This is a genomic window from Streptomyces sp. NPDC046557 (assembly GCF_040645975.1).
In the GTDB taxonomy this organism is placed as follows: Bacteria; Actinomycetota; Actinomycetes; order Streptomycetales; family Streptomycetaceae; genus Streptomyces.
In genome coordinates this window covers 27,422-39,817 of sequence record NZ_JBEYZH010000004.1, presented here as the reverse complement: position 1 = coordinate 39,817, position 12,396 = coordinate 27,422, and the positions used below count along the sequence as shown (strand labels likewise).

The 12,396-nt window shown below is 71.2% G+C and carries 11 protein-coding genes and 1 pseudogene; 5 read left to right on the top strand and 7 right to left on the bottom strand.

Annotated elements, in window-relative coordinates:
- Positions 1–568: 568 nt before the first annotated feature.
- The 4 genes and pseudogenes from ABZ934_RS11250 to ABZ934_RS11235 form a co-directional block, all read right to left on the bottom strand.
- Entirely contained in the window at positions 569–1,741 is a 1,173-nt protein-coding gene (locus tag ABZ934_RS11250; protein ID WP_361311490.1) for a UDP-N-acetylglucosamine--N-acetylmuramyl-(pentapeptide) pyrophosphoryl-undecaprenol N-acetylglucosamine transferase, read from the bottom strand.
- Positions 1,742–1,872: 131 nt separating this feature from the next.
- Positions 1,873–2,382: a hypothetical protein gene (locus ABZ934_RS11245; protein WP_361311487.1), complete on the bottom strand. Its 510-nt coding sequence runs from the start codon at positions 2,380–2,382 to the stop codon at positions 1,873–1,875.
- Positions 2,383–2,410: 28 nt separating this feature from the next.
- A complete protein-coding gene (locus tag ABZ934_RS11240; protein ID WP_361311484.1) occupies positions 2,411–3,475 on the bottom strand; it encodes a hypothetical protein in 1,065 nt (354 codons plus the stop codon).
- 64 nt (positions 3,476–3,539) lie between these two features.
- A pseudogene (locus ABZ934_RS11235) lies at positions 3,540–3,827 on the bottom strand (RNA polymerase subunit sigma-24); the annotation flags it as partial.
- A gap of 2 nt (positions 3,828–3,829) precedes the next feature.
- Between ABZ934_RS11235 and ABZ934_RS11230 the strand changes: the two are divergent.
- From ABZ934_RS11230 to ABZ934_RS11220, 3 genes are all read left to right on the top strand, one after another.
- On the top strand, positions 3,830–4,111 hold the full coding sequence (locus ABZ934_RS11230; protein WP_361312176.1) for an alpha/beta hydrolase fold domain-containing protein: 282 nt from the start codon (positions 3,830–3,832) through the stop codon (positions 4,109–4,111).
- 147 nt (positions 4,112–4,258) lie between these two features.
- The gene (locus ABZ934_RS11225; RefSeq protein WP_361311481.1) at positions 4,259–6,340 is read left to right on the top strand and encodes a SpoIIE family protein phosphatase; all 2,082 of its coding nucleotides are present in this window, start codon (positions 4,259–4,261) and stop codon (positions 6,338–6,340) included.
- A 94-nt stretch (positions 6,341–6,434) separates the two neighbouring features.
- The gene (locus ABZ934_RS11220; RefSeq protein WP_361311478.1) at positions 6,435–6,770 is read left to right on the top strand and encodes a YnfA family protein; all 336 of its coding nucleotides are present in this window, start codon (positions 6,435–6,437) and stop codon (positions 6,768–6,770) included.
- A 25-nt stretch (positions 6,771–6,795) separates the two neighbouring features.
- Here the strand turns inward: ABZ934_RS11220 and ABZ934_RS11215 are convergent, their stop codons facing one another.
- Positions 6,796–7,806 carry a polysaccharide deacetylase family protein gene (locus ABZ934_RS11215; protein ID WP_361311475.1) on the bottom strand — a complete coding sequence of 337 codons (1,011 nt, stop codon included), beginning with the start codon at positions 7,804–7,806 and terminating at the stop codon, positions 6,796–6,798.
- A 204-nt stretch (positions 7,807–8,010) separates the two neighbouring features.
- Here ABZ934_RS11215 and ABZ934_RS11210 point away from each other — a divergent pair, with 204 nt between their 5' ends.
- Positions 8,011–9,639: a putative glycoside hydrolase gene (locus tag ABZ934_RS11210; RefSeq protein ID WP_361311472.1), complete on the top strand. Its 1,629-nt coding sequence runs from the start codon at positions 8,011–8,013 to the stop codon at positions 9,637–9,639.
- A 136-nt stretch (positions 9,640–9,775) separates the two neighbouring features.
- Positions 9,776–9,901 (top strand): hypothetical protein, encoded by a 126-nt coding sequence (locus ABZ934_RS11205; protein ID WP_361311469.1) that lies wholly within the window; start codon positions 9,776–9,778, stop codon positions 9,899–9,901.
- A 50-nt stretch (positions 9,902–9,951) separates the two neighbouring features.
- On the opposite strand, the gene hisC is transcribed toward ABZ934_RS11205, so the two are convergent.
- Positions 9,952–11,031, bottom strand: coding sequence for a histidinol-phosphate transaminase (hisC, locus tag ABZ934_RS11200; RefSeq protein ID WP_361311466.1), 1,080 nt, complete (start codon positions 11,029–11,031; stop codon positions 9,952–9,954).
- A 76-nt stretch (positions 11,032–11,107) separates the two neighbouring features.
- Positions 11,108–12,385 carry a phosphoribosylglycinamide synthetase gene (locus ABZ934_RS11195; RefSeq protein WP_361311463.1) on the bottom strand — a complete coding sequence of 426 codons (1,278 nt, stop codon included), beginning with the start codon at positions 12,383–12,385 and terminating at the stop codon, positions 11,108–11,110.
- Between the last annotated feature and the right edge of the window lie 11 nt (positions 12,386–12,396).

Sequence of the window (12,396 nt, the reverse complement as noted above, 5' to 3'; positions counted from 1 at the left end):
CGATTTGGTGGCCCGCAGCACCCGGCGGTGGTTGTCAGTGGGCGCGGATACGGTTTTGGTATGTCGACCTCGTACACGACGCTGCGGGCCAACGATCTGTGCCCGCGAGCTCGAGCGATCCGGTTGCGCCGGACAGCGACTTACGCGCGGGCTGTTGGAGGGGCTGCTCGGCGACCCCGACCCGCGCGTACGCGGTGACCGCGGACCTATTGCCGTACGTGGAGTCACCGTACGGTTGCTTCCGCGCCTCGGCCGCGATGTCCGACTCCCTCCCCGCGCCGGACATGGCCCGACTCCTCGACGACGAGGAGAGCAGCGTTCGTACGCGATGGCTCTGCGCGCCCGTGACCGGATCGATCCCGCCACCGCCGAACGCATCGACCGCAGCCCTCGCCCGGACAAGATGCCCCGATGGCGGCCGGCCGACGATCTGCCCGACCCGTCGGAAAGCAGTCGCGATCACGGCGGCCGGCAACCCCGACCTGCCATCCGCGGACGTGGATCGGCTCCTCGCACGGGCAGGTTGTGACGCGGCGTCCCCGTAACGGTGGCCGGTCGCCGGTGACGGTCAGCCGTTTGCCGCGGCCAAGAGCACGTCAACGAGCCGTTCCGCGGCGTCCGGCCTCCCGTACGAGCGGGCCCGCTCCGCCATCGCCGCCCGCCGAGCGGGGTCGGTGAGCAGTGGGCCGATCGCCTGCTGCAGGCTCTGCGCGGTGACCTCACCGAGCAGGGCGACCGCCGCCCCCGCGTCGGCCAAGTGCCGCGCGTTGTGCGCCTGCTCATTGCCTGCCGACGTGGCGAGCGGTACGAACAGGGCCGGCTTCCCCAAAGCGGTCAACTCGGCCAGCGTCCCGGCGCCGCTCCGCGACAGCACCACATCGGCCAACGCGAGCACGTCGGGCAGCTCCGGCCCGACGAAGCCGGTGAGGTGGTAGCGCCCGGCGAGGACCGGCTCCAAAGCGGCGGCGGCGCCCCGGAGTTCGTCCACGTTCGCCGGACCGCACTGGTGGATGACGTTGGCGTGGCTCAGCAGCCACGGCAGCGTGTCCCGCACGATGCCGTTGATCTGCTGGGCACCCTGGGCGCCGCCGGTGACGTAGACCGTCGGCAGCCGCCGGTCGAATCCGTGCAGGGCCAGCGCCTCGACCGCCTTGTCCGGGTGACCGGCCAGGACTTCCGGCCGCACGGGGTTCCCCGTGACGACCGCACGATCGCGTACCTCGGCGGGCAGCAGAGCGAGCGACGACTCGGAGGACACCGCGATCCGCGTGGCCGAGCCGGCGAGCTTGCGGTTGGCCAGGCCCAACCTGACCGTCTGCTCGTGCAGTACGAGCGGCCGCCGGCACAGTCGCGCGGCCAACCCGGCAGGCACCGCGACGTACCCGCCGGTCGCGAGAACGACATGCGGCCGGAACTCGGAAACGATCGCCCGGGCCTGCGCCACACCGAGCGGCACCCGCGCCATGTCCTTCACGTTCGCGGCGGACAGCATCTTCAGCGGGTTCGACGATCGACGGATCTTCCCCGTCGCCACCGTCTTGAACGCGATCCCCTCCGCCGGGGCAACACGCGCCTCAAGACCGTCCGCCGTGCCGATCCACAGAACGTCCAACGTGCTGCCCGAAGCCGCGAGCCGGCTCTGGAGCGCATGGACCGCGGTCAGCGCCGGATAGGTATGACCGCCCGTCCCTCCGCCTGTCACAAGCAGCCGGAAGGAACGCGGGAGCGAAGAAGTATCCACCCGGCAAGCCTACTGTGCAGGCAGGACGACGGACCGCGCGTCGCAGGGCACCGAGGCCGGCGCCGTCCTGCGCCATGGGCCAGGGCCCGACCGATGACGAACGGCACTCTCGGTCCACTGTCCGGTGAGATTCAGGGAACGAGGCGGGTCACGGTCCCCGAGCCGGCGGCGCGAGCATGGTGACGGAAGGCGAAGGACCGGCCGTCCTCAAGAGCGGCGGGTTGTTCGAGCGTGACGGTCACCGCTGCCCCGCGTATGGAGAAGGAGAGGCCGTCACCGGTGCGCACTTCCGCACCGCCCTGCTCCTGCGAGAACAGGGCGAGGTCCGCGCCGAAGGCGGCGTGAGCGCCGATCGAGCCCGGGGCCGCGAGCACCTGCCCCGGTGCGTCCGCCCCCGCCTCCACACCCGGAAGCAGTAGCCCTACGTTCATGCCCGCGACCGCCTCACCCGGGCGTACCCGGTATCCGTCGACACCGGCGACACGGATGATCGAGCCGCCGCCGAAACCAACGGTCTCCACGTCGTCGGCCGCGCGCACCCGCCCGCGCTCCATCCGGCCGGTCGCTCGGACCACCGTGCCCTGGTTCAGAAGGAAGACATCCTCGACGACCATCAGGAACGGCTTCTCCGCAGCATCCATCGATCCGCCTTCGGTTCCGTCGGCCCGATCAGCCTCCGATCGTGGCCAGGCCGATGACCCCGAACAGGTAGATGGCGAGGACGGCGATGCTGTCCGCACCCATGCGGAGGAACTGCCGGCGGGGCCGGAAGACCAAGCCGGAGACGTACACCGCGGTCAGCACGATACCCAGGGCCGTCAGATAGATGTCGGTGTGGTGCGCGGACGGAAGGACCGGTTTGCCGGAGATGACCGCGGCGAGCAGGAACAGGACGGGCAGGAAGGCATTGCCGCCGAAGATGTCGCTGATCGCGAGTTGGTAGTCGCCCAGCCGTGTCGACGTCAGGCCGGTGCTGATCTCGGGCAGGGAGGTCGCCGCGGCGAGCACGGTCGCGCCGAACAGGATCCCGCTGAACCCTTGGCGGGTGAAGAACTCCTCGCCGCTGCGCTCGATGACGACGCCCGCGACAAGCGTCGCCAGGGCCGCGAGGGAGAAGACGAGGGCGGCGCGGGCGGTGCTGACGCCTTTGTCGCCGGCGGCCTTCTCCTTCTTGCCGCGGGAGTGGCCGCGCGGTTCGGGCTGACTGTCGGGGGCGTCGCCGCCCTCACGCCAGGGCAGTCCCTTGCCGGCTCGGTTCAGCAGGATCAGGCCGACGATCCACAGGACGGAGATGGCCACCGACGCCGGGTCGAGCCGGGCGAAGACAAGGCCCGGGGAGAGCTGGGAGCCCATGACGACGACCGCCAGGATCACGATGACCAGTACGCCCTCGAGGACCAGGACGAGACTGGCCGCCAACCGTGTGAGGGGCGCGCGGGGACGTACTCCTGCCGCGTCCAGTACGACCAGGACCACGGTCTGGATCGCGATGCCGCCCAGGATGTTGCCCACCGCCACGTCCAGTTCGCCGACCAGGGCGGCACTGGCCGTGATGGCGATTTCGGGCAGGTTGGTGGCGATCGCCAGCAGGATCAGTCCGCCCATGGCGGAGCCCAGGTGCAGCCGCTCGGCGAGCACGTCGGTGGTGTCCGACAGCTTGATGCCGGCTACCCAGATCACCCCCGCACTCGCCAGGAACAGCAGCAACAGCACAGGTGAGCTCAGAGATCCCATGGCGTTCCGACTACCCCGACCATGTGATGACAGTCCCCATCGGTCGCGGTTCCCTTCGCCGGCGTCACCGGCACCCTACCCACGGCCGCAGCTTCTCCCGATTGCGGACCGCCCAGATCCGGGTGACGCGGCCGTCGGTGACCTCGAACGACGCTACCGTCATGACGGTGCCCGCGCGTTGCGCCACCAGACCCGGCACACCGTTGACCGACCGTTCCAGAAGTTCGAGCCCCGGAGCCTTGTCGGCGATCGCGACCATGTACTGGGCGATGCGCGCACCATCTTCGACCGGGCGCGGGGCGGCACCGACCATGCCGCCGCCGTCGGCGGTCATCACGGCGGCCGGGTCGACCGATCGGCGACGACCCCGCCGTCCGCGCCCGCGCCGCCGTCTCCCCGCTGCGTGCGGCCGACTTCGCCGGCCTCGCCCCGGCGGTCATCGGCACGGCCCAGTACGACCCACCGCGCGATGAGGGGAACGCCTACGCCACCGCCCTCACCGCTGCGGGCGGGGACGTCTTCGCCCGCACCTATGACGGGCTGATCCACGCTTTCCTCAACCTCTTCCGCATCTCCACGGCAGCCGACACGGCCGTCACCGAGCTGTTCGCCCAGCTAAAAAGGCGCCTCGTCTGAGCAGGGCCTCACATGAGCGGCGGCTCGCCCGACCCGTCCCGGCGGTCCATCCAGCAGGAACCGGCGACCGATGTGGCGCAGCATGAAAGGGAGCCCTACGCCGGCGGGCGGCCCGAGCGGTCTCCGTGGAGGAAGGAGCCGTCACCGATGGGAACACCCGAGCCGCTCCCAGAGTCGGAGCCGGACCACCAGACGGGGGCGACGCCGCCGGGAGGGCTGCTCGACCTGCTCAGCGTGGCCGCGATCGTGCTGGACACGCGCGGACGGATCGTGTTCTGGAGCCCGCAGGCCGACGAGGTGTTCGGCTACACCGCCGAGGAGGCCCTGGGCAGGTACGCGGCCGACCTCTTCGTCCACGAAGAACACCGGGATCTGGTGATCAAGCTGTTCACCGAGGTGATGGGCACCGGCGCGAGATGGGCCGGTGCCTTCCCCATCCGGTCCAAGGACGGCAGCACCCGTCTGGTGGAGTTCCGCAACATGCGGTTGCTGGACGACCTCGGCGACGTATATGCCCTGGGCATCGCCGCCAACCACAGCACCCTGCAGCGGGTGGAGACGGAGCTGGCCCTGTCGGAGCGCCTGGTGACGCAGTCACCCATCGGGATCGCCCTCCTGGACGCCGACCTGCGCTACCTGCTGGTCAACCCGGCCCTGGAACGCATCAACGGCCTCGGCTCCGCCGACCACATCGGCCGGCATCCGCACGACATCCTGCCGTTCCTCGACACCGACACCATCGAGTCCGCGCTGCGCCAGGTGCTGGTCACCGGCACGCCCCTGCTCGACCAGTACACCGTCGGGCGCACACCCGCCGACCCGGGACACGATCACGCCTGGTCGGTCTCGTACTACCGCCTCGAAGGACCGCGCGGCCGGGTGATCGGGGTGGCGAACTCCATCGTCGACGTCAGCGAACGCCACCACGCCGCGACCGCCGCCGACCGGGCCCGCCGCCGCCTCACGCTGATCGCCGACGCCTCCGCACGGGTCGGCACCACCCTCGACGTGGAGAAGACCGCCCGAGAGCTCGCCCAGGTCGCCGTGCCCGATTTGGCCGACGTGGCAGCGGTGGACGTCTTGGACGCGGTCCTGGCCTTCCGCCGCACCGCGGACCACGACGAGGGGCCCGAGGTGTTCCGCGCACTCGCCGTGGCCGCCGTCCACCCCACCGAGGCCACCGCCGCCGGCCGGGTCGGCGACCTGTCCGCCTACGGGGCCGACCGGCTGATCACCCAGTGCGTCCACACCGGCCAACCGGTGCTCGTCGCCCACGTCGGCGAGGAAGACCTCCTGCGCATCGCCCGCGACACCGATGCGGCCGCCTCCCTCGCACGGGCCGACGTCCACTCCTACCTCGCCGTGCCGCTGATCGCCCACAACGAGGTCCTCGGCGCATTCGACCTGCTGCGCACGCGCAATCCGCTGCCCTTCGACGAAGACGACGTGATCCTCGCCGGGGAGCTGGCGGCTCGGGCCGCGATCGCCATCGACAACGCCCGCTGGCACCAAAGCGTCCGCAACGCCGCCGAAACCCTCCAGCGAAGCCTCCTGCCCGGCCACCCGCCCGAGGCCCACGGCCTCGACCTCGCCTCGCTCTACCAGCCCGCCCAGGCCTCCAGCGAAGTCGGGGGCGACTGGTACGACGTCATCCCCCTCTCCGGCGACAAGACCGCCCTCGTCGTCGGCGACGTCATGGGCAACGGCATCGACGCCGCCGCCACGATGGGCCGGCTCCGCACCGCCACCAACGCCTTCGCCGATCTCGACCTGGCGCCCGACCAGGTCTTGCAGCACCTCGACAAGATCACCCAAGGCCTGGAGCACTACATCGCCACCTGCATCTACGCCGTCTACGACCCCCACGACCACCGCTGCCACATCGCCAACGCCGGCCACCTCCCACCCGCCCTCGTCCCGGCCGGCCACCGTCCCCGACTGCTCGACGTGCCCACCGGCGCCCCCCTGGGCGTCGGCGGCATCTCCTTCCGCACCACCGAATTCGACCTCAACCCCGGCGATCGGCTCGTCCTCTACACCGACGGCCTCGTGGAAACCCGCCACCACCCCATCGACGAACGCCTGGGCGTCCTGCTCCGAGCCCTCGACGAATCCCGCCGGCCGCTGGAGACGACCTGCCAGTGGCTCGTGCAGGAACTGCGGCATCCGGACGACCACGACGATGTCGCCATCCTCATCGCCCAAGCCACACCCCTGCCTCCCTCCTGACTCGGCGATCGGGAAGTGGCCCACGGCCTCGCCCGGGACGGACAGCATGCAAGGTGAAGATCACGGGCATCGGCCGCCGGTAGGGTCGGCCGGTATGACCGTCGCCCGCTCCGTCGCCCTGTTCGTCGTCGCCGCCCTGTTCGAGATCGGCGGCGCCTGGTTGGTGTGGCAGGGCATCCGCGAACACAGGGGCTGGGCCTGGGTCGGCGCCGGCGTCATCGCGCTCGGCCTGTACGGGGTGGTCGCCACCTTCCAGTCCGACGACGACTTCGGCCGCATCCTCGCCGCCTACGGCGGTGTCTTCGTCGCCGGCTCCATCGCCTGGGGTGTGGTCGCCGACGGCTACCGCCCCGACCGCTACGACGTCATCGGCGCCCTGGTCTGCCTCGCGGGCATGGCCGTGATCATGTACGCGCCCCGCGGGAACTGATCGCGTACGGGTCCACCCGCACGCGTCAGTACGGCCGAGCCCGCTTCGCGAAGGTCGGCGACAGCTCGTTCCGCGAGGCGCTCGGGAAGGCGACGGTGTTCGGGTCGCCATCGGAGACGTAACGGTTCTTCCCGGCGGCGAGCTTGTCCAGCCAGCGCGACGAACCGAACTCGGCGTCCTCGTCCTTCGGTCCCGCCGAGCGGATCCGGGGGATCGCGTCGGGTGTGAACGCCTTCGCGAACGGTGAGAGCGACGGGTTGGCCCCCACCAGGTACACCCCGTCGTAGCGGTAGCCCGTTCCCCGTGTCGCGACCGTCGCCGGCTCCGGCATCGCACCGAAGGGCAGGGCGAGCGAGGTGACCCGCGTCCCCGGCACGGCCTTCTCGATCGCCTGCTGTCCGGCGGAGATCGCCCGCATGGCGCCCGCCTGGTCGAGCGAGCGCAGGTTCTCGTGGCGGTCGGTGTGGTTGGCGACCTCGTGCCCGTGCTCCTTCAACCAGGTCAGGGCCTTGGCGGAACCGGTGGCCGAAAAGGCGTCCGCGTTGACGAAGAAGGTCGCCACCGGCTTGAAGGCGGGGTACTTCTTCGCCGTCTCCGTCAAGATGGCGACGGCGGTGTCCGGTGCGGGCGTGCCGTCCGGGTTCAGGCGCATCTGACTGTTGGTCGAGTCGTCGAACGTCAGGACCACCGGGTGCGTGCCCGCCGGGATGTCGATGCGGCCCGTCTGGAAGTCCCGGGCGGTCACCGGTACGTAGTCCTCCCGGGCGAGGCGCTCCAACTCGGCCCTGAAATCGGCCGGGGTACGGTCGTAGACGCTCGCCGGCTTCTGGGTGAGCTGGTGGTACATCAACACCGGCACCTGGCCGAGTTCGTTGGCACCGACCTCCGCCGGCGCCTTCGCGGCGACGGGGCTGACCGCGGCCGGTGAAGCGGCGGCGTGGTGTTCCCCGGCGGCCGGGGACGACCCCGTGGAACAGCCGGAGGCGAGCAGGGCGGCGCCGGCCAGGGCGCCGAGCGGGACGAGCGGGTGGCGCATGGGAAGCCCCTCCGAAGCGGATGTGTCGCGCCATACCTACCTGCGACGGGAGCCCGCATACCGCACTGTCCCCTGCATGGCGTAGCCGCCACGCCGGGCCCGAACGCCGCCGTTCGTGTGAAATACGGTCAGAACGAGGCGAACGGCACATAGGGCGGCAATGAATGGAGGCAGCAGCATCCGGCCCACGGCACGAAGGACGTCATGATGTCCCCTACACGCATATCGCGCTCCCTCCCCTCCCTCCGACTCCGCCGCCCGGCCCGCCGGAGCACCCTCATAGCGACGACCGGGGCGCTCGCACTGGCCGGAGCGGGCGTCGGAGCCTGGACGTTCCTCGCGCCCGGTCCGAGCATCCAGGGTCTGGGCGACGGCGCGGTCCTCGACGCGCGCAAGGCCGCACAGGTCAGCGCCTACCTCGCCGCCGACGAGGCCGGCGGCAGGGACAAGCTGCGCGCCACCCTGGACGGCGCGGCGGTCCCCGTCACAGCCGAGGGCGCCCGCCTCAGACTGGCCTTCCCGCACCTCAAGGAGGGACGGCACACACTCGTGGTGGCCGGCGACAGCGGTCTCCCCTTCGCCTCGTACCGCGAGGTCGTGGGCTTCAGCGTGGACGCCACCGCTCCCGAGCTGAAGGTGGCCGACCCCGATATCAAGAACGTCGCCGCCCCCGTGACCATCACCGGCAACGCCTCCACCGACGCCGAGGTGACCGTCAACGGAAAGAAGGTCCCCCTCGACAAGGCCGGTGCCTTCAAGGTCACCGTGCCCAAGGGCACACCGGTCGTCAAGGTCACCGCGGTGGACCGCGCCGGTAACACCACGACCAAGGACGTGTCCGCCCGGGGACGCCGGCCCATGATCCGGGCCGCGCACATCACCGCCATCGGCTGGGGCGACGACACGCTGCGCGGCGGCATCCTGGCCCTGGTCCGCAGCGGCAAGCTCAACGCCGTCGAGTTGGACGTCAAGGACGAGGACGGCGAGGTCGGGTACGCGTCCCAGGTACCGCTGGCCCGCCAGATCGGCGCCGCCAAGGGCTACTACGACGCCCGCAAGGCGGTCGCCGAGCTGCACGCCGCCGGCGCCCAGGTCATCGGCCGCATCGTGGCCTTCCGCGACCCCAAGCTCGCCTCGGCCTCCTGGAAGTCCGGCAAGCGGGACCAGCTCGTGCTGACCCCCGCGGGACAGCCCTACGACGGCGGCCACTACGGCGCCCTGTCCTTCACCAACTTCGCCAACGCGGCGGTCCGCAAGTACAACCAGGACCTCGCCGTCGAAGCGGCGACTCTCGGTTTCGACGACATCCTCTACGACTACGTGCGCCGCCCGGACGGCCCGCTGACGCACATGCGCTTCCCGGGCATCGGTACCGCCACGCCCGAGCAGTCCATCACCTCGTTCGTCGCCGAAACCCGGACCGCGCTGCGTCCGCAGGCCAAGTACCTCGGCGTCTCGGTCTTCGGCATCGCCGCCACCCGGCCGACCGAGATCGCCCAGGACATCGGCGCGCTGGTCAAGGTCACCGACTACATCGCACCGATGGTCTACCCGTCCCACTGGGGGCCGGGAGAGTACGGCGTCGCGCAGCCCGACACCGCCCCGTACGCGATCGTGCAGCGTTCGCTCGCGGACTTCGCCCGCCAGGCGAAGGGCACGCAGACCGAGATCGTCCCGTGGCTCCAGGACTTCTCGATGGGCAGCACCTACGGGCCCGCCGAGGTGGCCGAACAGATCAAGGCCGCCGCGGCCAACAAGATGAACTCCTTCATCCTGTGGAACGCCGGTGCCCGCTACCAGGGCGCGGCGCTCCAACAGATCGCCAAGCACTGACCGACCCCGGCGCGTGAGGCGACCCCCGGGCCGCCTCACGCGCCGGTCCCCGCCCCGGCCTCCGGCGCCGGCGGCCGGAGGCCGGTCACGCGCGGGTTGTTGGAACAGGCCCTGGTAAGAGGTCCGGGACAGGCCGGTGACCCTCCCGGTCAGGGTGGAGGACGGCGGCGGTCCGACGGTCCTCAAGCAGTCGGACACCGCCATGACCCCCGCGTTCGCGGCCTTGCTCACGTGGCTGGAGACATACTTCGAGCAGCAGTGACGCCCCGGCCCCGCCGCCCGCCGCGGCGCGGGGCCAAGGGCGGGCGCCAGTCATCCCGTGCGGGCGGCAGAGGGGACGTGGGCCAGGTACTGGGCGGCCGCGGAGAGGAAGGCGTCGTTCTCCTCGGGCAGCCCGACCGTCACGCGCACCCCGTCTCCCGGGAACGCGCGCACCAACACGTTGTGGCGGGCGCAGAAGTCCGCGAAGTCGACGGCCCGTTCCGCCAACGGCATCCACACGAAGTTGGCCTGCGAGGGGGTCGCCGGATGTCCGCCGTGGACCAGCCTGGCGTACAGCCGTCTCCGTTCCCGGACCACCGTCGCCGAGCGGGCGGGGGCCTCGTCGGCGCAGTCGAGTGCGGCGAGTGCGGCGGCCTGGGCGAGCCTGCTCACCGCGAACGGCACGGACACCTTGTGCACGGCGGATACCACCGCGGGTGCGGCCACGCAGTAGCCGATGCGTACTCCGGCCAGTCCGTAAGCCTTCGAGAAGGTGCGGACCACGGCCACGTTCGGACGCTCCCGGGCCAGCGCGACGCCGTCCGGCACATCGGGGTCGTCGACGAACTCCCGGTACGCCTCGTCCAGTACGACCAAAATCCGTTCCGGCAGACGGTCGAGGAAGTCCAGCAGTTCACGCCTGCGTACCGCCGTGCCCGTGGGGTTGTTGGGGTTGCACACGAAGACGACACGGGTGGCCGCGGTGACCGCTTCGAGCATCGCTGCGAGGTCGTGCCGGTGTTCCGCGTCGAGGGGGACGGTGCGCGCGCGGACTCCGGCGACGCGAGCGAAGACCGGATAGGCGTCGAACGAGCGCCAAGCGCACAGCACTTCGTCCCCGGGGCCGCAGAACGCCTGGATCAGGTCGCGGCAGAGGCTGGTCGATCCGCAGCCGACGGCGATCCGGCCGGCGGGGACGGACAGGCCGGACGCCAGCCGGTCCACCAGGGTGTCGGAGAACCACTGGGGATAGCGATGGCCTTCGACGGCGGCGCGGGCGATGGCCTCGACCACCGAGGGTGGCGGCGGCAACGGGCTTTCGTTGGAGTTGAGCCGGACGGCGTCGGGCGCGGCGGCGGGAATGTTGTGGTCGGGTACGGCGGCCAGGTCGGCGCGGATCGAAACGGCCACGGGGCTCCTCGGTGGTGGCGGGTGGGGTGAGGCGACGGGCAGGGTGACGGACAGCGCTGTGTCGTCCGTCCTGCGGTCAGTGCGGGGCGAGTAGGAACACGTCGTCGGCCATCCGCCGGATCCGGCGGTGGTCGGCGAGGAGTTCCTCCCGGCTGTCCCCGGTCAGGAAGACGCGCAGCGGACTGGACAGCAGATCGGTGGTGGGTCGCATCCGGTCGCCGGGGGCCAACCGGGGCGTCGCCAGGTGCACCGTGTCCAGGGCGCTGATCCGCGCGAGGGCATCCTCGTCCACGGCCTCGACCACACCGCTGCGGCTGGTCTGAACGTGCATGACCATTCCCTCCCGATGCTTGCCGTACAGGGTGTCGCCGGGGTACCTGCGCGCGAACTCATCTGGACGTACGCAGGCCAGCGCGAGCAGATCGGCCTGGTTCCCGTCCAGGCAGGAGTCGTGGTGGCCCGGGTCCATGAGGCCGTCCAACCGTGCGCCGACCTCGACGAGTACGGGCCCGGCGGCCGTCAACATGATCTCGGCGTGGGCGGCGCCGAAGCGGATGCCCAGCGCGTCCAGGACGGTGTCCAGGTACGCGACGAGGGGCGCGACCTGCGGCGCGTCGGGGTCGAGCAGCACATCGCGGTCGTACACCGGCCGGGACCCGATGAGAGTCTTCTCGTAGCGCCAGACGCCGCACACGCGCCGTCCGGCGCCCGGGACCCTGACGATGTCCACGATGTACTCGGTGCCGTCCAGGAACGACTGCACGAGGACTTCGGTGTTGTGGCGGCCGAAGATGTCGTGGCTGCCGAGGATCTCACCTACCCCGGCGCGCACCGCGTCCGGGCCGTGGCAGACGGAGACCATGTCGGTCGAGGCCGAGCTGAGCGGTTTGACGACCACCGGATACCCGGTGGTCCGCGCCCAGGCGAGCACCTCGTCGAGGTCGTCGGACTTGAGCTGGTCCGCGCACCGGATGCCGGCGGCGCGCAGCGCCTCGATCATGTGGTACTTGTCGCGGCGCAGCGCGGAGGTTGCCGAGGGGTTGCCGGGCAGGCCCAGGAGTTCGGCCATCCGGTCGGCCGGCGGGACGCCGGTCTCCTGACCGGGCAGCACGCCGCAGGGACCGTACGCGGCCAACTCCGCGGCGGTGCGGCCGAGGTCGGAGGGGTCCTGGACCACGTTGGTTCGGTACGGGCGCAGGTCCGGCGGCGGGACGGAGTCCAGGAACGCGGGCGTGCTCTGTAGGTGGACCACGTCCGCGCCGAGCCGCTCGAAGGCGGCGGGCAGGTACTTGCCGACCGAGTAGCCGTCGACGATCACGCCGACGGGCGGCCGGTGGTTGCCGGGAGGGGGCATGGGGTTCCTGT

What these genes read in the sequence shown, in the direction of transcription:
- ABZ934_RS11245 (WP_361311487.1), bottom strand. Translation starts at nt 2,382, where the DNA reads ATGGATGCTGCGGAGAAGCCGTTCCTGATGGTCGTCGAGGATGTCTTC.
- ABZ934_RS11240 (WP_361311484.1), bottom strand. Translation starts at nt 3,475, where the DNA reads ATGGGATCTCTGAGCTCACCTGTGCTGTTGCTGCTGTTCCTGGCGAGT.
- ABZ934_RS11225 (WP_361311481.1), top strand. Translation starts at nt 4,259, where the DNA reads ATGGGAACACCCGAGCCGCTCCCAGAGTCGGAGCCGGACCACCAGACG.
- ABZ934_RS11220 (WP_361311478.1), top strand. Translation starts at nt 6,435, where the DNA reads ATGACCGTCGCCCGCTCCGTCGCCCTGTTCGTCGTCGCCGCCCTGTTC.
- ABZ934_RS11215 (WP_361311475.1), bottom strand. Translation starts at nt 7,806, where the DNA reads ATGCGCCACCCGCTCGTCCCGCTCGGCGCCCTGGCCGGCGCCGCCCTG.
- ABZ934_RS11210 (WP_361311472.1), top strand. Translation starts at nt 8,011, where the DNA reads ATGATGTCCCCTACACGCATATCGCGCTCCCTCCCCTCCCTCCGACTC.
- ABZ934_RS11195 (WP_361311463.1), bottom strand. Translation starts at nt 12,385, where the DNA reads ATGCCCCCTCCCGGCAACCACCGGCCGCCCGTCGGCGTGATCGTCGAC.